At 74.3% G+C, this 20,480-nt stretch carries 19 protein-coding genes; 13 read left to right on the forward strand and 6 right to left on the reverse strand.

Translation table 11 applies throughout. The annotated features are described in order from the left end of the window. Window positions 1-110 precede the first annotated feature (110 nt). The gene (locus ABTZ17_RS15700; RefSeq protein WP_352196156.1) at window positions 111-758 is read left to right on the forward strand and encodes a thymidine kinase; all 648 of its coding nucleotides are present in this window, start codon (window positions 111-113) and stop codon (window positions 756-758) included. A gap of 110 nt (window positions 759-868) precedes the next feature. Further along, complete coding sequence (locus ABTZ17_RS15705; RefSeq protein ID WP_352196157.1) at window positions 869-4,243, forward strand: molybdopterin-dependent oxidoreductase; 3,375 nt, start codon at window positions 869-871, stop codon at window positions 4,241-4,243. 16 nt (window positions 4,244-4,259) lie between these two features. Here ABTZ17_RS15705 and ABTZ17_RS15710 read toward each other — a convergent pair whose 3' ends face one another. Beyond that, complete coding sequence (locus tag ABTZ17_RS15710; protein WP_352196158.1) at window positions 4,260-5,030, reverse strand: VOC family protein; 771 nt, start codon at window positions 5,028-5,030, stop codon at window positions 4,260-4,262. A gap of 201 nt (window positions 5,031-5,231) precedes the next feature. Between ABTZ17_RS15710 and ABTZ17_RS15715 the strand changes: the two genes are divergently transcribed. Beyond that, window positions 5,232-6,119 carry a sulfurtransferase gene (locus ABTZ17_RS15715; RefSeq protein ID WP_352196159.1) on the forward strand — a complete coding sequence of 296 codons (888 nt, stop codon included), beginning with the start codon at window positions 5,232-5,234 and terminating at the stop codon, window positions 6,117-6,119. A 73-nt stretch (window positions 6,120-6,192) separates the two neighbouring features. Here the strand turns inward: ABTZ17_RS15715 and sepH are convergent, their stop codons facing one another. Further along, complete coding sequence (gene sepH, locus ABTZ17_RS15720; protein ID WP_352196160.1) at window positions 6,193-7,260, reverse strand: septation protein SepH; 1,068 nt, start codon at window positions 7,258-7,260, stop codon at window positions 6,193-6,195. 519 nt (window positions 7,261-7,779) lie between these two features. Between sepH and ABTZ17_RS15725 the strand changes: the two genes are divergently transcribed. Continuing rightward, a complete protein-coding gene (locus ABTZ17_RS15725) occupies window positions 7,780-8,880 on the forward strand; it encodes a hypothetical protein (protein WP_352196161.1) in 1,101 nt (366 codons plus the stop codon). 63 nt (window positions 8,881-8,943) lie between these two features. On the opposite strand, the gene ABTZ17_RS15730 is transcribed toward ABTZ17_RS15725, so the two are convergent. Then, complete coding sequence (locus tag ABTZ17_RS15730) at window positions 8,944-10,278, reverse strand: D-arabinono-1,4-lactone oxidase (protein WP_352196162.1); 1,335 nt, start codon at window positions 10,276-10,278, stop codon at window positions 8,944-8,946. Beyond that, window positions 10,223-11,479: an MFS transporter gene (locus tag ABTZ17_RS15735; RefSeq protein ID WP_352196163.1), complete on the reverse strand. Its 1,257-nt coding sequence runs from the start codon at window positions 11,477-11,479 to the stop codon at window positions 10,223-10,225. The genes ABTZ17_RS15730 and ABTZ17_RS15735 overlap by 56 nt, the downstream gene beginning before the upstream one ends. 169 nt (window positions 11,480-11,648) lie before the next feature. On the opposite strand from ABTZ17_RS15735, the gene ABTZ17_RS15740 reads away from it, so the two are divergent. Further along, complete coding sequence (locus ABTZ17_RS15740) at window positions 11,649-12,803, forward strand: ferrochelatase (RefSeq protein ID WP_352196164.1); 1,155 nt, start codon at window positions 11,649-11,651, stop codon at window positions 12,801-12,803. An 82-nt stretch (window positions 12,804-12,885) separates the two neighbouring features. Beyond that, a complete protein-coding gene (locus ABTZ17_RS15745; protein ID WP_352196165.1) occupies window positions 12,886-13,689 on the forward strand; it encodes an inositol monophosphatase family protein in 804 nt (267 codons plus the stop codon). A 94-nt stretch (window positions 13,690-13,783) separates the two neighbouring features. Here ABTZ17_RS15745 and ABTZ17_RS15750 read toward each other — a convergent pair whose 3' ends face one another. Next, entirely contained in the window at window positions 13,784-13,951 is a 168-nt protein-coding gene (locus ABTZ17_RS15750) for a hypothetical protein (protein ID WP_352196166.1), read from the reverse strand. A gap of 278 nt (window positions 13,952-14,229) precedes the next feature. Between ABTZ17_RS15750 and ABTZ17_RS15755 the strand changes: the two genes are divergently transcribed. From ABTZ17_RS15755 to ABTZ17_RS15770, 4 genes are all read left to right on the forward strand, one after another. Beyond that, complete coding sequence (locus ABTZ17_RS15755) at window positions 14,230-14,883, forward strand: response regulator transcription factor (RefSeq protein WP_352196167.1); 654 nt, start codon at window positions 14,230-14,232, stop codon at window positions 14,881-14,883. 5 nt (window positions 14,884-14,888) lie between these two features. After that, complete coding sequence (locus ABTZ17_RS15760; RefSeq protein ID WP_352196168.1) at window positions 14,889-16,136, forward strand: sensor histidine kinase; 1,248 nt, start codon at window positions 14,889-14,891, stop codon at window positions 16,134-16,136. Between the two features lie 454 nt (window positions 16,137-16,590). After that, window positions 16,591-16,887: a DUF4193 domain-containing protein gene (locus ABTZ17_RS15765; RefSeq protein WP_352196169.1), complete on the forward strand. Its 297-nt coding sequence runs from the start codon at window positions 16,591-16,593 to the stop codon at window positions 16,885-16,887. Between the two features lie 8 nt (window positions 16,888-16,895). Further along, a complete protein-coding gene (locus tag ABTZ17_RS15770) occupies window positions 16,896-17,915 on the forward strand; it encodes a hypothetical protein (RefSeq protein WP_352196170.1) in 1,020 nt (339 codons plus the stop codon). A gap of 83 nt (window positions 17,916-17,998) precedes the next feature. Here ABTZ17_RS15770 and ABTZ17_RS15775 read toward each other — a convergent pair whose 3' ends face one another. Beyond that, on the reverse strand, window positions 17,999-18,466 hold the full coding sequence (locus ABTZ17_RS15775; protein WP_352196171.1) for a DUF3093 domain-containing protein: 468 nt from the start codon (window positions 18,464-18,466) through the stop codon (window positions 17,999-18,001). Window positions 18,467-18,523: 57 nt separating this feature from the next. On the opposite strand from ABTZ17_RS15775, the gene ABTZ17_RS15780 reads away from it, so the two are divergent. The 3 genes from ABTZ17_RS15780 to ABTZ17_RS15790 are packed head-to-tail and all read left to right on the forward strand — an operon-like array spanning window position 18,524 to window position 20,440. Next, the gene (locus tag ABTZ17_RS15780; RefSeq protein ID WP_352196172.1) at window positions 18,524-19,108 is read left to right on the forward strand and encodes a PaaI family thioesterase; all 585 of its coding nucleotides are present in this window, start codon (window positions 18,524-18,526) and stop codon (window positions 19,106-19,108) included. Beyond that, the gene (dut, locus tag ABTZ17_RS15785; protein ID WP_352196173.1) at window positions 19,108-19,644 is read left to right on the forward strand and encodes a dUTP diphosphatase; all 537 of its coding nucleotides are present in this window, start codon (window positions 19,108-19,110) and stop codon (window positions 19,642-19,644) included. Before ABTZ17_RS15780 ends, dut begins: the two co-directional genes overlap by 1 nt. Window position 19,645: 1 nt before the next feature. Then, window positions 19,646-20,440: a DUF3710 domain-containing protein gene (locus ABTZ17_RS15790; protein ID WP_352196174.1), complete on the forward strand. Its 795-nt coding sequence runs from the start codon at window positions 19,646-19,648 to the stop codon at window positions 20,438-20,440. The last annotated feature ends 40 nt before the right edge of the window (window positions 20,441-20,480 follow it).

Here is a 20,480-nt window from a genome sequence, read left to right on the forward strand (position 1 = left end):
ACCACCCCCGCCGTACGCACCACCCGCACCGCCCTGCCCCGGCGGGCCCGGCCTCCCGCCGCGCCCGCACCGCGGCCCCCGCGCCCGACCCGAAAGGTCACACCTCCCCGATGTCCGAATTGGTGTTCTTCTCCGGAACGATGGATTGCGGGAAAAGTACCCTGGCCCTCCAGATCGGGCACAACCGCTCGGCACGGGGCCTGCAGGGCGTCATCTTCACCCGGGACGACCGGGCCGGCGAGGGCAAGCTCTCCTCCCGCCTGGGCCTGGTCACCGAGGCCGTCGAGGCCGCCGCGGGCATGGACCTCTACGGCTATCTCGTCACCCAGATGTCCAAGGGCGCCAAGGTCGACTACGTAATCGTGGACGAGGCCCAGTTCCTCGCCCCCGAGCAGATCGACCAGCTGGCCCGCGTCGTCGACGAACTGGACCTGGACGTCTTCGCCTTCGGCATCACCACCGACTTCCGCACCAAGCTGTTCCCCGGCTCCCAGCGCCTCATCGAGCTGGCCGACCGCCTGGAGACCCTCCAGGTCGAGGCGATGTGCTGGTGCGGGGCCCGCGCCACCCACAACGCCCGCACCGTCGGCGGCGAGATGGTCGTCGAGGGCGAGCAGGTCGTCGTCGGCGACGTGAACCGGCCCGCGGCGGAAATCGGCTACGAGGTCCTCTGCCGCCGCCACCACCGCAAGCGCATGACCAGCGCCGCCGCCCACGCCGGCGCCCTCTCCCCGGACGTCCTGCCCGTCACCGGCTGACCCCCGACGTGCGGCCCGGGGCCCGGGACCCGGGCCGCAAGGGTCCCACGGCACAGGATCCGGGCCTTTCGGCGCGTCCCGTGCCGCGCCCCGCGCGTTCCACTGGACCCATGGCCGGAGCGAGCGAGACCAGGTCCTTCTGCACCCTCTGCAAATCACGGTGCGGGGTCGTCTACACCGTGGAGCGGGGCCGGATCACCGGGGCCCGCCCCGACCCGGACCACCCCAACGGCGGCGCCCTCTGCCCCAAGGGCCGGGCAGCCCCCGAGCTGGCGCACGCCACCCGCCGACTGACCCGCCCGCTGCGCCGCACCCGCCCCAAGGGCGACCCCGACCCCGGCTGGGTGCCGATCAGCTGGGACGAGGCCCTCGACGAGACCGCCGCTCGGCTCGGCGCCATCGCCGCCGAGAGCGGACCCGAGGCCGTGGCCTTCGCCACCGGCACCCCCAGCGGCACCTCCCTCTCCGACGCCACCGAGTGGATCGAACGCCTCGCCTGGACCTTCGGCACCCCCAACACCGTCTTCAGCACCGAGATCTGCAACTGGCACAAGGACACCGCCCACCGCTTCACCTTCGGCACCGCCCTGCCCGTGCCGGACTACGAGCACACCGACCTGGTCCTCCTGTGGGGCTTCGACCCGGCCAAGACCTGGCTGGCCCAGTCCGCCGCCCTCGGCGCCGCCCGAGCCCGCGGCGCCCGCCTGGCCGTCGTCGACCCCCGGCGCTCCGTCAGCGCCCGCGACGCCGACCACTGGCTGCGGATCCGGCCCGGCACCGACGCCGCCCTCGCCCTCGGCCTCGCCCACCAACTCATCGAGCACCGCCGCCACGACGAGGACTTCGTCCGCCGCTGGACCAACGCCCCCCTCCTCGTGGACACCGCCACCGGGCGGTTCCTCCGCCGCGGCGAGGACTTCCTCGTCCAGGACACCGCCACCGGCACCCCCCGCCCCTACGACACCCGCCGCCCCGCCGTCCGCCCCGCCGACTTCGCCCTCACCGGCCGGTACCGCGTGGACGGCACCGACTGCGAGCCCGCCTTCGCCGGCTACGCCCGCGCCTGCGCCGCCTGGACCCCCGAACGCGTCGAGGCCGAGACCTGGGTCCCCGCCGAGCAGGTGCGCGCCCTGGGCCGCGCCCTCGGCGAGGCCGGCTCCGTGTCCTACTACGGCTGGACCGGCGTGGCCCAGCAGAGCGGAGCCACCCAGACCGAACGGGCCCTCGCCACCCTGTACGCCCTCACCGGCTCCTTCGACACCCCCGGCGGCAACGTCCCCCTGCCCCGCCCGCCGGCCGCCCCCGGCTCCGACTACCGCCGGATGCTCCCCGAACCCCAGCGGGCCAAGGCCCTCGGCTTCGCCGAACGCCCCCTCGGCCCACCCGCCGACGGCTGGATCACCGCCCGCGACCTGTGCCGCGCCGTCACCGAGGCCGAGCCCTACCGCGTCCGCGCCCTCGTCGGCTTCGGCGCCAACCTCCTCGTCAGCCAGCCCGACTCCGCCCGCACCGCCCGCATGCTCGACTCCCTCGACTTCCAGGTCCACCTCGACCTCTTCGAGAACCCCACCGCCTCCCGCGCCGACCTCCTGCTGCCCGTCGCCGGGCCCTGGGAGCGCGAGGCCCTGCGGATCGGCTTCGAAACCAGCCACCGCGCCCAGGAGCAGGTACAGCTCAGGCCCCGCATCGTGGCCCCGCCCGGCGAGGCCCGCTCCGACCTCGACATCGTCTTCGACCTCGCGGTCCGCATGGGCCTCGGAGCGGAGTTCTTCGACGGGGACCTCGAAGCCGCCTGGCGACACCAGCTCGCCCCCCTCGGCCTCACCCCCGCCGAGCTCCGCGAACGGCCCGGAGGGATCCGGGTGCCGCTGCCCCGCCGACACCGCTCCTACGCCGAGCCCACCGGCCCCGACGGCACCGTTCAGGGGTTCGCCACCCCCACCCGCCGGGTCGAGCTCCACTCCGAGACCCTCGCCGCCCACGGCCACCCGGCGGTGCCCGCCCACCGCCCGCCGACCGCCCCCACCCCGGCCTTCCCACTGGTCCTGACCTGCGCCAAGAACGGCTACTTCGTCCACAGCCAGCACCGCGGGGTGTCCTCCCTGCGCCGCCGCCGGCCCGACCCCCTGCTGGAACTCGCCCCCGCCACCGCCGCCGCCCGCGGCATCGCGGACGGCCAGTGGACCGAACTGCGCACCCCCGGCGGAAGCATCCGCCTCAAGGCCCGACTGGAGGACTCCCTCCACCCCGGCGTCGTCGTCTCCGACTACGGCTGGTGGCAGCCCGCCCCCGACCTCGGCCTCCCGGGCGCCGACCCGCTGGCCGCGCACGGTTCCAACCTCAACCTCCTCGCCCGGGACGAGGAGGCGGACCCCCTCAGCGGTTCCGTACCCCTGCGCGCGATGATCTGCGAGGTCGTCCCGCTCCCGACGGCCCCCGAGGAGCCGGCGCTCTGGACCGGCACCCGGGCCTTCACCGTCACCGAGGCCACCGACGCCGGACCGGGGGTCCGAGCCCTGACCCTCACCCCCGAGGACGGCGGCCCCCTGCCCGACCACCGACCCGGCCAGCACGTCACCCTGCGTGTCGCGGTCCCCGGCCCGGACGGCCCCGTCCTCGCCCGCAGCTACTCCCTCACCGGCGCCGCCCGGGAGCCCGGCCGCACCGCCTACCGCCTGGCCGTCCGCGAGGTCCCCGGCGGCGCCGTCTCCGGCCACCTGCACCACGGGCTGCGCCCCGGCGACCGGATCGGTCTGGACGCCCCAGCGGGCGGCTTCGTCATCCCCACCGACACCGACGCCCCCGTGGTCCTGATCGCGGGCGGCATCGGCATCACCCCGTTCCTCTGCTACCTGGAGACCCTCGAGGCCGGTGGCGGCACCGTCCCGGAGGTGGTCCTCCACCACGGCGCCCGCAACTCGGCCGACCACCCCTTCCGTGAGCGGCTGGGCGAACTGGCCGCCGCCCTGCCACGGCTCCGCGTGGTCCGCCACTACGCCGATCCCCTCCCGGAGGACCGGCCGGGCCGGGACTACGAGCACCGGGGCTTCCCCTCCGCCGCGGCCGTGGACCCCGAGCTGATCGCCCGCCGGGCCCGCTTCCACCTCTGCGGACCGGAGGCCATGACGGAGTCCGTGACCACCGGGCTCCGGGAGCGCGGCGTGCCCCCCTTCGAGGTCTTCAGCGAGCTGTTCGCCCCGCCCCGCCCGACCGCCGACGTGCCCCCCGACGCCCGCTTCCGGGTCCGTTTCACCCGCTCCGGCCGCGAACTCGACTGGACGGCGGCGGACGGACCCCTCCTCGGCGCCGCGGAACGGGCCGGGATCGGCCTGCCCAGCGGCTGCCGGGTCGGCCAGTGCGAGAGCTGCGTCGTCCCCGTGGCCCGCGGCCGGGTGCAACACCTGGTGCCCGCCCCCGACCTGCCGGAGGACAGCTGCCTGACCTGCCAGTCGGTGCCCGCCTCGGACCTCGACCTGGACGCCTGACCGGGCCCGCGCCCGCTCAGCCCGCGGAACGCACCAGAGTGAGCACCGCGCCCTCGGGGTCGGCCACCACGGCCACCCGTCCGGACGCGCCCTCCCGGGGCGCCTGCACCAGGTGCCCGCCCAGCTGCACCGCGAGCCCGGCGGCGGCGTCCGGATCGTCCACCTCGAACCAGGTCATCCAGTGCGCGCCCCGGTCGTGCGGAAGGGCCCGGCCCACTCCGTGCACGGCCGCCACCGGGCGGCCCTCCAGGTGCAGGGTCAGGTAGTCCTCGTCCGCGGAGACCAGTGCCTCCGGCTGGTGTCCGAACACCGACTGGTAGAACTTGCCCACCGAGGAGTCCTGGGTGACCAGCTCGTTCCACACGGGGGTGCCGTGGACCCCGGTCAGGCCCGTCCCCAGGTGGTCCCCGGCCTGCCAGATGCCGAAGACGGCCCCGCAGGGGTCCGAGCAGATCGCCACCCGTCCCGCGGCCCCGGCCTCCAGGGGGCCCACCGCGACCGTGCCCCCGCAGGCCCGGACGGCCTCGGCCGTCGCGTCGGCGTCCTCGGTGGCCAGGTAGGTGGTCCAGGCCGTCGGCAGGTGCCGGTCCGGGGGCAGCTGCCCGATGCCCGCCACGTCCCGGCCGCCGAGGGTGGCCCGCACGTAGGGGCCCAGCTCCGCGGGACCGGGGACGTACTCCCAGCCGAACAGCTCCGCGTAGAACTCCTCGATGGCGCCCAGTCCGTGCACCATCAGGCTGGACCAGCACGGAGTGCCCGGTACCCGCCGCCCCGCAGACTCGGTCATGGCAGCCCTCTCTCCTCGCGCACCCGCGTGCCCCTGGCGGCTACCCGGATGCCCTGCGGGTGATGCTCGCACCCCCGCGGCGTCCGCGCGCCCCGGCCGCGCCGCCCGGACCGGGCCCGGAACGGGATGTCCGAATCGGGGCGGACCACGGATGACGGGGGCGTTACGCGGCGCGCCGGAGCGGGGAGGAAGATGGGCCGCATGACTTCCGACGCCTCCTCCCTCCCCGGTTCCGCGCCGTCCGCGGCGGCCTCTCCGCTGGTCTCCGCGGCCGCGCTGGCGGCCCTCGTCGCGGGGGCCCGTCCGCCGGTCCTCCTCGACGTCCGCTGGCAGCTGGGCGGCCCCGACCAGCGGCCCGCCTACGAGGCCGGACACCTGCCCGGGGCGGTCTTCGTCGACCTCGACCGCGAGCTGGCCGGCCCCGTGGGCGACGGTGCCCGGGGCCGGCACCCGCTGCCCGACCCGGCGGAGTTCGGGGCCGTGATGCGGCGGGCCGGGGTCCGGGCGGGCGGCGAGGTGATCGTGTACGACGGCGGTCTCGGTTGGGCGGCTGCCCGCGCCTGGTGGCTGCTGCGCTGGACGGGCCACCCGGCCGTGCGGGTACTGGACGGGGGCCTGCCCGCGTGGACCGCCGCCGGCGGTGCCCTCACCACCGGGCTCCCGACCCCCCAGGAGGGTGATTTCCGGCCAAATCCGGGTGCGCTGCCGGTACTGGACGCGGACGGAGCGGCCGCCCTGGCCCGGACCGGCCTGCTGTTGGACGCCCGCGCGGGGGAGCGCTACCGCGGCGAGGTCGAGCCCATCGACCGTGTCGGCGGCCACATCCCCGGGGCGGTCTCGGCCCCGACCACGGAGAACCTCGACGCCGGCGGGGCCTTCCTGGCGGCCGACGCGCTCCGGGACCGGTTCACCGGTCTGGGGGCGGGCGCGGACACGGAGGTCGGCGTGTACTGCGGTTCCGGGGTCTCCGGGGCCCAGCAGGTGCTGGCCCTGGAGGCGGCGGGTTTCCGCGCGGCCCTGTACCCGGGCAGTTGGTCGGCCTGGTCGGCCGACCCGGCCCGCCCGGTCGCCACCGGCCCGACCCCTTGAGGCGCACCGCGCACGTGTGAGGGGCCGGACCGCTCCGCGCGGTCCGGCCCCTCACCTTCACGGCCCGGGGCCGTCACTCCTGCTTCTTGCGCCGGGTGCCGAAGACGATCTCGTCCCAGCTGGGCACCGCGGCACGGCGACCCGGACGGACCCCGTCCGCCTCGGCCTGCCGGTCCGTCATGCCGGTGAGCCGTTCGCGGTGGCCGGCCACCGTGCGCGGCATGAGCACGTCGGCGTAGGCCGAACCGGCCGAGCCGCCCGAGGCGGCGGAAGCCGCGGGCGGCTCCTCGACCTCGGCCTCCTCCACCGGTTCGCCGTCGGGGGCGGGGCGTTCCGGCACGACCAGGTCGCCCCGGAAGCTCGGCACCGCCTCCAGCAGGCTGGTGAGCGTGTCCCGTTCGTCCTCCGGTTCGGGCGCGGGCGCGGCGGCCACGGCGGGCAGCTGCCGGTCCAGGGCCCGGTCGAGCGGTCGCTCCAGGGCGCGGTCCAGGGTCCGGTCGAGCGGCCGGTCCCGGGGGAGCCGGGCGATCCGCGGCACGAACGGGAAGCTGGGCTCCGGGGCCGGCAGGTCGTCGGACTCGCCGATCAGGGAGCGGGCCTCGTCGTCCACGGCCACCACGAGCCGCCGCGGCGGGTCGTAGGTCCAGCTCGCCGAGTGCGGTTCGCCCGCGACCCGGTAGACCAGCAGCACTTCCCAGGTGCCGTCGTCACGGCGCCAGGAGTCCCACTGGACGGAGTCCTTGTCGGCCCCGCGCAGCAGCAGCCGTTCCTGGACGGCCTCGCCGAGCTGGGGTCCGGTGTTCTCGCCGGGACGGCGCACGGGGGTCTTCCGGGCCCGTTCGGCCATGAACGCGCGCTCGGCCAGCACCGGACCCTCGAAGCGGCGCACCCGGTCCACCGGAATGCCCGCGAGCTGGGCGACCTCCTCGGCGGAGGCACCGGCTCGTATGCGCGCCTGGATGTCACGGGGGCGGAGGTGGCTCTCCACCTCGATCTCGATCTGGCCGAGCCGCGCACGGTCGTTGCGGACGGCCGCACGCAGCCGTTCGTCGATCGGAAGGGTGAACTCCGTGCCGTCCGCAGCCTTGAGCACCAGTCGTGTGCCGTCATTGGAGACGGCCACGACACGCAGTTCGGGCATGGGGACCTCCCGGGTGGTGCCTGCCGACGTCACGTGCGTCGCTGCTTCCGCTAGTCGAGTGTGGCCTGCCCGGGTGCAGCCTGCCACAACCTTGCCGAGTTAAACCGGCGTGTCGGGCATGCGCCCTTGATCGCCGTCATGGCACGGTTACCTATTGGCCACGTACAGTGACCGGTTGGTCACTCTGCGCAGCAGGCGCCCGTGCGGAGCCACGGCGCCGCCGGTGTCGAGCGCCGATTTCCTGTCACTCGGCCCCCTCTCCCGGGTCCGGACATCCGAAAGGACGGACGGTCCCAGGGCTCGCCACAGTACTCCATTCGGGCCACCGGGGTGGACCGCCGCGCCGCCGAACTTGTCCCGGGGCAGGGGAGTTGGAGACGCCGTGCCCCCGCGTCCTCTTGACATGCGGGCGGTTTGGGGTGTCTTGGTTCACAGAATCATCAGAAATGGAACTATCGGCTTCGCCCATGGGTCAGTAACTGCTGTAAGGGAGACCGCGGGACACGGCAGAGGACGGGAATGGACCGGAACACCCCCGCCGGGGAGAAGGCGACGTCGGAGCCGGAGAAGGGGCCGGCCCAGGAGAAGCGCATCGACCTGAGCGTCGCCCAGGTGGCCGGGAGTTCCCTGGCCACGGTCGCCGCCGCGGTCCTCGCCTCCCAGCTCGGGGTGTACGGCACCATCCTCGGCGCCGGTGTGGTCAGCGTGGTCGCCACCGCGGGCGGCCCCGTCATCCAGCACTTCTTCCGCCGCACCGGGGAACAGCTGCGGGAGGCGGGGGAGTCCGCCCGGCCCAAGGCCCGCCAGGTCCCGCTCCGTCAGGGGGACGCGACCCACCTCTCGACCCCGACGGACCGCACCGCCATCCTCCCCCTGCTCTCCGAGGAGGAGCGGACCCGACTGCTGCGCGCTCCCGGCGCGCGGTCCGCGCACGAGCCCGAGCCGCACGACCGCACCATGATGCTGCGCGCCCCCGCGCACGCCCCGAGCGAAGCGCTCCGACCGGACCCCGGCCACGCCGACGCCACGCGCCCGATGCCCCTCGGCGCCGACCGCCCCGAGGACCCCCGGGGCCGCGGCGAGTTCGGGGCCGCTTCCGTGCACGGCACCCGGATGCGCGGCTGGAAGCGGACCGCCCTGGCCGCCGCCGTGGTCTTCGGCGTCTCCCTGGGCGGGATCACCGCCTACGAGGCCCTCAGCGGAACCAACCTGAGCGGCGGTCACACCCCCACCGTGCGCGCGGCCCTCACCGGCGGGGGCTCCGGCACCGGCACGAAGGACAAGGGCCCGTCGCAGGAGGAGAAGGACAAGGAGAAGGAGAAGGGGAAGGAGCGGGGCGAGGACGGCAAGGGCGCCGACAGCGGGACCCGCGGCCCCTCCCCGTCCCCGGACCGTTCCGGCCCCTCGGCCGACCCGGACCCCAGCGGCACGCCCGCGCCGCCCCCGGACCCGACGCCCCCGCCGACGCCCTCCCCGACCCCGCCCGACCCGAAGCCCTCCCCGGACGCCTCGTCCGCCGACCCGGACTCCGGACGCAGTCCGGCGCCCGCCCCGAACCCCGGCGGCAGCACCGGGACCGACGGGCGCGGCGGACCGCAGGACCAGCGCACCGCCCCGTGATCCCGGCCCGGGGATCCCAGGCCCGTGCGCCCGGACGGGGACCGGGCCCGGACCGCCGCCGGATCAGTCGCCCAGGACCCGCCGCAGGTACGGGTTGGCGAACACCCGGTCCGGGTCCAGCCGGTCCCGCAGCGCCGTGAACTCGCCGAACCGCGGGTACACCGAGGCCAGGTACTCCGCGTCCCGGGTGTGGATCTTCCCCCAGTGCGGGCGCCCGCCGTGCTCCGTGAAGATCCGCTCGGCGGCGGTGAAGTACTCCCGGTAGGAGGTCCCCTTGTACATGTGGACCGCGATGTAGGCCGTCTCCCGACCGGAGGCCGTGGACAGCGCGATGTCGTCGGCGGGCGCGGTCCGCACCTCCACCGGGAAACCGATCCGCAGGTCGGAGCGGTCCACCGTCTCCTTCAACTCGCGCAGGGCCACGACCACCCGCTCCCGCGGCAGGGCGTACTCCATCTCCACGAACCGCACCCGCCGCGGACTGGTGAACACCTTGTACGGGATGTCCGTGTAACTCCGCGCCGACAGGGCCCGGCTGGCCACCCGGGCGATGCCCGGTACCGCTCCGGGGAAGGCCCGGCCCACCGAACAGGCCACCTGGAAGACGCCGTTGGAGAGCAGCTCGTCCTCGACCCACCCGCTGACCACGCCGGGCGGGGCCGCCGGACCGGCGCTGCGGTTGTTCCGCTTGGTGTTGCAGTTCCCGGTGTGCGGGAACCAGTAGAACTCGAAGTGTTCGTTCTCCGCGACGTGCCCGTCGAACTCGTCCGTCACCTGCTCGAAGCGCATCGGCTCCTCCCGCGCGGTGAGCAGGAACAGCGGCTCCACCGCGAGGGTCAGCGAGGTGACGATCCCCAGCGCGCCGATCCCGATCCGGGCCGCCGCGAAGACCTCCGGGTTCTCCTTCTCCGAGCAGGACAGCAGTCCGCCGTCCGCCGTCACCAGTTCCATGCCCCGGATCTGCGCCGCGATCGAGGCCGAGTCCCGGCCGGTGCCGTGGGTGCCGGTGCTGGTCGCCCCCGACACCGTCTGCTCCATGATGTCGCCCATGTTCGTGAGCGACAGGCCCTGCGCCGCCAGGTCGCGGTTGAGGTCCTTGAGGAGGGTGCCCGCCCCCACCGTGACCGTGCCCGCGGCCCGGTCCACGGCCCGGATGCCGGCCAGGGCCTGGGGGCGGACCAGCACCCCGTCGGTGGCGGCCGCGGCCGTGAACGAGTGCCCCGTCCCGACCGCCTTGACCCGCAGGCCCGCGGCCGCGGCCCGGCGCACCTCCTCGCGCAGCTCCTCCACCGAGGTGGGTCCGGCCACCCGCGCCGGAGTCGCCGCCACGGTCCCCGACCAGTTACGCCACGTGCTCGGAGCTGTGCTCCGCCGTACCTGCCTGCTCGTCGTGCTCATCGGGTTCCTCCCCTTGCGCGGGCTTCGTCAGCCTGCGGTAACCCGCGAACGCCACCGCCGCCGCGGTCGCACCCGCCGCGATCGAGACCACGTACGCCGCTTCGGCCCCGGCCGCGTCGATGACCCAGCCGGCCGCGGAGGCGCCGACGGCGACCCCGACGGCCAGGCCCGTGCCCGTCCAGGTCATTCCCTCGGTCAGCTTCGCGCGCGGTACGTGCGCTTCGATCAGGGCCATCGTGGTGACCATCGTGGGAGCGATGGCGAGGCCCGCGACGAAGAGCGCCACGGCCAGAAACGGAAGGTTCCCGGCCAGTAGGAGGGGGATCATACTCACGGCCATCGCCACGATGCCCAGCAACCAGCGACGTTCCGGCCGCCCCTTCAGGTGCAGCAGGCCGAAGGCCAGGCCGGCCAGGCAGGAGCCCAGCGCCCAGACGGCCAGCACCAGGCTCGCCGCCGCCTTGTGGCCCCGCTCCTCGGCGAAGGCCACGGTCACCACGTCGATGGAGCCGAAGATGGCGCCGGTGGCGGCGAAGGTGGCCACCAGCACCTGGAGTCCGGGGGAGCGCAGCGCCGAGCGCCGGTCGGCCCCCGGCACCCGCGGGTGCGGAGCCGGCTCGGTGGCCCGCTGGGCCGTCAGCCACCACACCCCGACCAGCAGGGAGACCGCCGCGATCAGCGGACCCGCCTCCGGGAACCACACCGTGGACAGCCCGATCGAGGCGATCGGGCCCACGATGAAGCAGAGCTCGTCCATCACGGACTCGAAGGAGTAGGCCGTGTGCAGCTCCCGCGGGGCGTTCCGGTAGAGGGCCGTCCAGCGGGCCCGCAGCATCGCGCCCACGCTCGGGGTGCAGCCGGCCACGGCCGTGAAGAGGAAGAGCAGCCAGTCCGGGGCCCCCTGCTGGGCGCTGATCAGCAGCCCCGCCACCGCGGTCACCGAGACCAGCGCGGCCGGGCGCAGCACCCTGCGCTGCCCGTACTGGTCCACCCAACGGGAGACCTGCGGGCCGAGTACCGCCGCGGACAGGGCCAGCGTGGCGGTCAGGGCGCCGGCGAGTCCGTACCGGCCCGTGAGCTGCGAGATCATCGTGACGATGCCGATGCCGAGCATGGAGAGCGGCATCCGTCCGAAGAAGCCGGCGACGGTGAAGCCCTTGGTGCCGGGGGCGGCGAAGATCGCGCGGTAGGGACTGGCCAAGGGGCCCTCCGTAAGGGATGTACGTGGCCCGTACAGGTTACGGTGCGCGGCACCGCGACCGCACATGTTTTCGGCCGGGGGGAGTGAGGCAGACCTTACCTGTCGAAGGACCGGTTTCGCCGGTGAGGCCGGTTACCGCCCGTGCGGCGCGGGTGGCAGGATTCCAGGCATGCCAGACCAGCTCGCTCACCCCGACGCCAGTCCCTACGACGCCCTGCTGTTGCTGTCCTTCGGTGGCCCCGAAGGGCCCGAGGACGTGGTCCCCTTCCTGGAGAACGTCACCCGCGGCCGGGGCATCCCGCGCGAGCGGCTCAAGGAGGTCGGGCAGCACTACTTCGGGTTCGGCGGGGTCAGCCCCATCAACGCCCAGAACCGCGCGCTCCTCGACGCGCTCCGCAAGGACTTCGCCGAGCAGGGTCTCGACCTGCCGTTGTACTGGGGCAACCGCAACTGGGACCCGTACCTCACGGACGCCCTCCGGGAGATGCAGCGGGACGGGCACCGCCGCATCGCGGTCCTCACCACCAGCGCCTACGCCTCCTACTCGGGCTGCCGGCAGTACCGCGAGAACCTCGCCGACGCACTCGACGCGCTGACCGCCGAGGGCGTGCCCGCGGCCGAGCTGCCCCGGGTGGACAAGCTGCGGCACTACTTCAACCACCCCGGGTTCGTCCGGCCCATGACCGAGGGCGTACTGGACTCCCTCGCCGCGCTCCCCGACGGCGTCCGCGACGAGGCCCGCCTGGTCTTCACCACGCACTCCATCCCCACCGCCGCCGCGGACGCCTCCGGCCCCGCCGAGGAACACACGGCGGACGGCGAGGGCGGCGCCTACGTCCGCCAGCACCTGGACACGGCCCGCGTCATCGCGGAGGCCGTGGCCGCCGAGACCGGTGTCGAACGCCCCTGGGAGCTGGTCTACCAATCGCGCAGCGGCGCCCCGCACATCCCCTGGCTGGAGCCGGACATCTGCGACCGGCTGGAGAGCCTGCACGCCGAGGGCGCCCCCGCGGCCGTGATGGTGCCCATCGGCTTCGTCTCGGACCACATGGAGGTCCTGTACGACCTCGACACCGAGGCCACCGCCAAGGCCGCCGAGCTGGGTCTGCCCGTGGCCCGGTCGGCCACCGTCGGCGCCGACCCGCGGTTCGCCGCCGCCGTCCGCGAGCTGGTCCTGGAGCGGGCCGCCACGGAGCGCGGGGAGTCCGCGGAGCGGTGCGCCCTCGGCCTGCTCGGCCCGAGCCACGACCTCTGCCCGGTCGGCTGCTGCCCGGCGCGGGCACCCCGGCCCGCCGCGGCCGGGGCGGACAGCCCGTACGCCTGACCGCCGTACCCGCCCGGGGCCCCGGCCCCGCGCGGGGAGGTTCCCTCCCGCACCCCGCACCCGCCGACAGGAGCCCGCGAACGTGACCGATCCGCTGACCGCCGAACTGCTCGGACACGCCCTGGAGGCCGCCCGGCGGGCCGGGGAACTGCTCCGTGACGGGCGCCCCGCCGACCTGGGCGTGGCCGCCACCAAGTCCAGCCCCATCGACGTGGTGACCGAGATGGACCTCGCCGCGGAGAAGCTGATCACCGGCTACCTCGCGGACCACCGGCCCGACGACGGCGTCCTCGGCGAGGAGGGCGCCAGCTCCCCGGGCACCAGCGGGGTGCGCTGGGTGGTCGACCCCCTCGACGGCACCGTCAACTACCTGTACGGGCTGCCGAACTGGGCGGTCTCCATCGCCGCCGAGTACCAGGGCGAGACCGTCGTGGGCGTGGTGGCCGTCCCCATGCGCGGGGAGACCTGCCACGCCGTGCGCGGGGGCGGGGCCTGGGTGGCGGGCGGCGGTCCGCTGCGCTGCCGCCCCGCGGCCCCCCTGGACCAGGCGCTGGTCTCGACCGGCTTCAACTACGTGCAGAAGGTCCGGGAACACCAGGCCGAGGTGGCCCGCCGGCTGATCCCGCGGGTCCGTGACATCCGGCGCAGCGGCTCCGCGGCCGTGGACCTGTGCGACGTGGCCGCGGGCCGCCTCGACGGCTACTACGAGCGCGGCCTGCACTCCTGGGACCTCGCCGCGGGGGTGCTGATCGCGGAGGAGGCCGGGGCGCTGACCGGCGGACGGCCCGGGGAGCCCGCCTCCGGGGAGCTCACCCTCGCCGCCACCCCGGCGGTCTTCGGCCCGCTCCAGACCCTGCTGGACGAGGCCGGGGCCTGGCACGACTGAACCGGGACGCGCGTCCGGGCCCGCCGGGCGGCGGGCACGCGGAAGGGCCCCGCTCCGGGGGACGGAGCGGGGCCCTCGCCGTACGCGTGGGGGGTCAGACGGCGCCGACGGGGACGCCGTGCTCGGCGGCGAGGCGGTGCAGGTCCTCCAGCTCGGCCTGCTCGACCTCCGCGAGGAAGTCGTCGCCCGTCTCGCGCGCCCTCGTGAGGTCGGACTCCGTGGTCTTGATGCGCTGCAGAAGACCTGCCGTGAATGCGTCCATGGTGCGCCTCCTCTTCCTCGGCCGGGGCATGGCACGCCACTCTCAGGGGGGTGATCGAGGGTGTGTGCCTGCGTCCTCCCCGGCCCCTGCGGCCCAGAAACCTCCCCAGGCCCGGTAATCCTCCGCTCCGGCCCCGAGGGGCGTCTTACAGCCGGTTTACGGCCGAAAGGGGCAGGATGGGTGTGCTCAGTGAAGTGTCCTGAGTCAACGAACCCCAGCGGACGTCGACCAGCGTCCGCACACCCCCGCCCCGACGGGCCCAGAGGAAGGATTTCGACGTGCGCGTACTCGTCGTCGAGGACGAGCAGCTGCTCGCCGATGCGGTGGCCACCGGACTGCGCCGGGAGGCCATGGCCGTCGACGTCGTGTACGACGGCGCGGCCGCCCTGGAGCGCGTCGGAGTCAACGACTACGACGTGGTCGTGCTCGACCGGGACCTCCCGCTCGTGCACGGGGACGACGTCTGCCGCAAGATCGTCGAACTGGGCATGCCCACCCGGATCCTGATGCTGACCGCCTCCGGCGACGTCAGCGACCGGGTCCAGGGCCTGGAGCTGGGCGCGGACGACTACCTGCCCAAGCCCTTCGCCTTCAGCGAGCTGACCGCCCGCGTGCGGGCGTTGGGCCGGCGCACCACCGTGGCCCTGCCGCCCGTGCTGGAGCGCGCCGGGATCAAGCTGGACCCGAACCGCCGCGAGGTCTTCCGCGACGGCCGCGAGGTGCAGCTCGCGCCGAAGGAGTTCGCGGTGCTGGAGGTCCTCATGCGCAGCGAGGGCACGGTGGTCTCGGCCGAGCAGCTGCTGGAGAAGGCATGGGACGAGAACACCGATCCGTTCACCAACGTGGTCCGGGTCACCGTGATGACCCTGCGCCGCAAGCTGGGCGAGCCGCCGGTGATCGTGACCGTGCCCGGCTCCGGCTACCGGATCTGACGCGGGTGGCCGCGACCCCGCCGCCGCCCCCGGCGCCACCGAAACCCACCTGGGACCCCGGTCAGCAGCCCGAGGGTCCCTTCCCCTGGCTCCGGCCCACCATCCGGATACGCCTGACCCTGCTGTACGGCGGGATGTTCCTGATCGCGGGCATCCTGCTGCTGTCGATCATCTACCTGCTGGCCGCCCAGGCCCTGCGGGTGGGCAGCGAGCCCCCGTTCAAGATCCTCGGGGGCGACAAGGTGACCGTCAGCAGCACCTCCTGCCCCGGAGTGGCCGGCAACCAGCCCATCAACGACTTCAACGCGGTGATCGCCAGCTGCATGGACACCCAGCGCAAGCATTCGCTGGACGACCTGCTCAGCCGCTCGCTGATGGCCCTCCTGGGCCTCAGCATCATCGCGTTCGCCTTCGGCTACGCCATGGCGGGTCGGGTGCTCTCGCCCCTGGGCAAGATCACCCGGACCGCGCGGCGGGTGGCCGGTTCGGACCTGACCCGCCGGATCGAGCTGGACGGGCCGGACGACGAGCTCAAGGAGCTGGCCGACACCTTCGACGAGATGCTGGACCGGCTGGAGCGCGCCTTCACCGCCCAGCAGCGCTTCGTCGGCAACGCCTCGCACGAGCTGCGCACGCCCCTGGCCATCAACCGGACCCTGCTGGAGGTGCACCTCTCCGATCCCGGGGCCCCGGTGGAGCTCCAGCAGCTGGGCAAGACGCTGCTGGCCACGAACGAGCGCAGCGAACAGCTCGTGGAGGGCCTGCTGCTGCTCGCCCGCAGCGACAACCAGATCGTCGAGCGCAAGCCCGTGGACCTGGCCGAGGTGGCCTCGCGGGCCCTGGAACAGGCGCGCGTCGAGGCCGAGGCCAAGGGCGTGGAGATCCGCGGCGAACGGGCCCTGGCCATGGTCCAGGGCAACGGCGTGTTGCTGGAGCGGATCGCCCTGAACCTGGTCCAGAACGCCGTGCGCTACAACGTGCCCGAGGGCGGCTGGGTGGAGGTGACCACGGAGTCCCAGCACGGCCAGGCCGTGCTCGTGGTCTCGAACACCGGTCCGGTGGTCCCCGCGTACGAGATCGACAACCTCTTCGAGCCGTTCCGGCGGCTGCGGACCGAGCGCACGGGCAGTGACAAGGGCGTGGGCCTGGGCCTGTCCATCGCGCGTTCGGTGGCGCGGGCGCACGGCGGTCGGATCACGGCCGTGCCCCGGGACGGCGGCGGGCTCGTGATGCGCGTCACCCTCCCGGTGTAGCGCGGGGGAAGGGTGTGCGCCCTGCCCACGGGTGGGTCCCCGTCGCTCCGGCGGGGGCCCGGACCCGACAGGGAATGGGCTCTTTTGTTCGCTTCGTGCGAAATCTGTCACACTTGCGCCAACTCGGTCCTTGTGTGATCGATCACAGTGCAGTGTGCCGGGTCATGCACGTTCGGTGACCCCTGGGGAGCCGGAAAGCCCGGGAAAGTCCGGGTTTCGGGCCCCCGTAAGGACGGGAAAAACACGGGGTACGGCCGTGCGGCGGCACCTCGGAACCGTGTACGGTCCCGTTCGCCATCCCAGCCGGTCGCTCCTTCAGGCGTGCGGCTGGGTGTCGATTCAGTAACAGACCTTGATGTGAGGCAAAATCTCCGCCTCAGGTCGGGCACAAGTCCGGCCTCTCGCGCGTTACCTGCGCTGAGACACCGCTAACACCCAGAGGGGGAGAGCGAACATGGCAACGGACTACGACACCCCACGCAAGACCGACGACGATGTCGACAACGACAGCCTTGAGGAGCTGAAGGCCCGGCGCAGCGACAAGGCCACGTCGGCCGTCGACGTCGACGACTTCGACGCCGCCGAAGGCATGGAGCTGCCCGGCGCGGACCTCTCCAACGAGGAGCTGGCCGTCCGGGTGCTGCCCAAGCAGGCCGACGAGTTCACCTGCATGAGCTGCTTCCTGGTGCACCACCGCAGCCAGCTGGCCCGCGAGAAGAACGGCCAGCCCATCTGCGTGGACTGCGACTGACAGCCGCCGTGGCAGGCGCGACGCCGTTCCGGAAACGACCTTTCCGGAAGCAGCGCGAAACCGCGGAGGAGTACGAAGGCGGCGCCACGGGCCCGGAAACGGGCCTGGGAGCCCCCTCCGTGCCCTCCGCGACGCCGGAGCCCGGCTCGGGCCCCGACGGGCTCCCCGAGCCCCGGCAGCAGCCCGCGGCGGGCCGTCTGAGCGCCGTCCGCGAGGGCGGCGCCCGTGCGGCGAGGACGGCCAGGGCCGTGACCGACGGCGTCCGCAAGGGCGGCGGCGGAGCGGCCAAGGCCGCCAGGGCCGTCGGCCAGGGCGTCCGCAAGAGCGGCGACGGCGCCAAGGCGGCCCTCGGCTACCTCGCCGACCGCCTCATCGAGGTCGCCCCCCGGATCCCCGTCCGGGACCTCGCCACCCTGCGCGCCCACTTCCCCGGGCTGGACGCCGACCGGATCGCCGAGAAGCTGATCGCGGGCGCGGCCAACGCCAGCTCGACCGTCGGCGCGGGCATCGGAGCGGCGGCCATGCTGCCGGTACCGCCCGCCATGCCCACGGAGCTCGCGGCCGAGATCACCGGCGTCGCAGCGATCGAACTGAAACTCATCGCCGAGCTCCACGAGGTCTACGGCCACCGCCCGCCCGGGAACCTCCGGCAGCGCAGCACCGCCTACCTCATGGCCTGGACCGAAGAGCGCGGCATCGACGTCACCAAGCCGACCACGCTCAACGCCGCCCTCGGCGGGCAGATGAAGCGCGAACTGCGCCAACAGATCACCAAGCGCATGGTCCGCAACCTGCCCAACCTCATGCCCTTCATGATCGGCGCGGCCGTCGGGGCCGTCATGAACCGGCGCGACACCCGCAAGCTCGCCGACAAGATCCGGGCCGACCTGCGCGCCACCGCCGTCCCCTGGGACCGCCTGGCCGAGCTGCCGCCCCTGGAACAACACCCGCACCCCCTGGAACAGCACCCGGGCTCCGGGACCCCGCGCGCCCTCGAAGGGCCGCAGGGGCCGGGACCGGACGCCTGACCGTCCCCCGGAGGAGCGAAAACCCCGGCCGCCCGCCGGGCCCGAGCCGCGGCGGGGTCCGGGGGCCGTCCGACGGACGCTCCTCAGGCAGCCGAGCGCGCCCCGGCCGCCCGCAGCGCGGCGGCCAGGGCCTCCGGCTCCCGCGTCGACAGGTACACGTAGGGGGTCGGATCCGCCGGGTCCACCACCGGCACCCGCACCGCCCCCGGCACGTAGCTGCGCATCAGCATGAAGGCCCGCGGGTCCGCCCTGTGGGTCCGCCAGGCCCGCGCGTCCTCCCCGTCCAGGACCTCGGGCTCGCCCAGCGCCGCCACCGGGATCCGGGCGTCCCCCGCGGCCAGGGTCCCGTTCACCACCCGCACCCGGGCCGACCCGTACGAGCTGACCATCAGCCCCGCCAGCGCCGTGCCGCCCACCAGACCGGCCACCAGCGCCAGGGTCCCCAGGGGCAGCATCATCAGCGCGCCCGCGACACCGGTCAGCCCGGCGATCAGCCACCAGGAGCGCGGCGCGGTGAGTCGTTCGTCGTGGTGCGGGGCGGAGAGCTGCATGCCCCAAGCTTGGCACGGGGCGACCGGCGGGTAGCCGCGCGGGTAAGGTCTGCGCCTGTGAGTGGACGAGACACCGCCTTGACCCCGCCGGAGGACGCGACCGCGCCCGTCCGGCACCCCGACGCCCCGGCCCCCGGGGAACTCCTCGGTGCCCACTACGGCCACTGTTTCGGCTGCGGCGGGGAACAGCCCCACGGGCTGCACCTGGAGGCGCGGGCCGGGCAGGGCGTCAGCGTCACCGCCGAGTTCACCGTCCGGCCCGCCCACCAGGGCGCCCCCGGCCTCGCCCACGGCGGGGTCCTGGCCACGGCCCTCGACGAGACCCTGGGCTCCCTCAACTGGCTGCTGCGGGTGATCGCGGTGACCGGAAGGCTGGAGACCGACTTCGTCCGCCCGGTCCCCGTGGACACCGTCCTGCACCTGGAGGCCGAGGTCACCGCCGTGGCCGGACGGAAGATCTACTCCCGGGCCACCGGCCGGATCGGCGGCCCGGAGGGACCCGTCGCGGTACGCGCCGAAGCCCTCTTCATCGAGGTCAAGGTCGACCACTTCATCGACAACGGCCGCCCGGAGGAGATCCGGGCCGCCATGGCCGACCCTGACCAGGTGCGGCGCGCCCGCGCCTTCGAGGTGAACCCCTGATGACCCAGAACCACCACGCCCCCGTGGACGTGCTGATCCGCCGCACCGACCCGGACGTACCCATTCCGCAGTACGGACACCCCGGCGACGCCGGTTGCGACCTCGTGACCACGCAGGCCGCCGAGCTCGCCCCCGGCGAACGGACCGTGCTCCCCACCGGCGTCTCCATCGCCCTCCCCGACGGCTACGCCGCCTTCGTCCACCCCCGCTCCGGGCTGGCCGCCCGCTGCGGGCTCGCCCTCGTGAATGCCCCGGGGACCGTGGATGCCGGGTACCGTGGGGAGATCAAGGTGATTGTGGTCAACCTCGATCCGCGCGAGAGCGTCCGGTTCGAGCGCTTCGACCGCATTGCCCAACTGGTTGTCCAGCGGGTCGAGAAGGTGCGCTTCCACGAGGTGGCGGAACTTCCCGGGTCGGCACGGGCCGAGGGGGGCTTCGGTTCGACCGGCGGGCATGCGGCCGTGGCCGGATCCGACGCTGGGCAGCAGGGTGGGAATGGCTACGCTTCGGTCGTATCCGACCGGGAAGGACAGTGACGTGTTCGGACGTCGCAAGAAGAGCAGCTCCGTCAGCGGGAGCGACGAGGCCGAGCAGGTCGACACGACCCTCGACGGGGTCGCCGCCGCCGGCCAGGAGACCGATGGGCTCGCCGGTCTCGACACGGGCGCGCAGCGCAGGGTCAACCTGCCGCCCGCGCCCCGCCCGGACGGTCCCTGGGACCTCTCCGAGGTGTCCGTGCCCGGCGAAGGCCGCGTGGACCTCGGCGGGGTCTTCGTGCCCGGCGTCGAGGGCATGGAACTGCGCGTGGAGGTCGCCGGTGACGCCATCGTCGCCGCGACCGTGGTCCTGCGCGACAGCGCGATCCAGCTCCAGGCCTTCGCCGCCCCCAAGAAGGAGGGCATCTGGGGCGAGGTCCGCGAGGAGATCGCCTCCGGCATCACCCAGCAGGGCGGCATCATCGACGAGGTCGAGGGCCCCCTGGGCTGGGAGCTGCGCGCGCAGGTCCCCGTCCAGCTGCCCGACGGCACCGGCGGCGTCCAGCTGGTCCGGTTCGTCGGCGTCGACGGCCCCCGTTGGTTCCTGCGCGGCGTGATCTCCGGCCAGGGCGCGGTACAGCCCGAGGCCGCGGGTCTGCTGGAGCAGATCTTCCGGGACACCGTCGTCGTCCGCGGCGAGGGCCCGATGGCCCCCCGCGACCCGATCGTCCTCAAGCTGCCCAACGACGCCCAGATGGTGCCGGACGGCGTGCAGACCGACGACCAGGACGAGTCCCGCTTCTCCGGCGGGATGGGCCAGCTGGAGCGCGGCCCCGAGATCACCGAGGTCCGCTGACCCGGCCCGCCGGCCGGAGCCCGCACGGCCCGCCGGGCCG

Origin of the sequence: Streptomyces sp. NPDC097619 (assembly GCF_040302735.1) — a bacterium.
GTDB lineage: Bacteria > Actinomycetota > Actinomycetes > Streptomycetales > Streptomycetaceae > Streptomyces.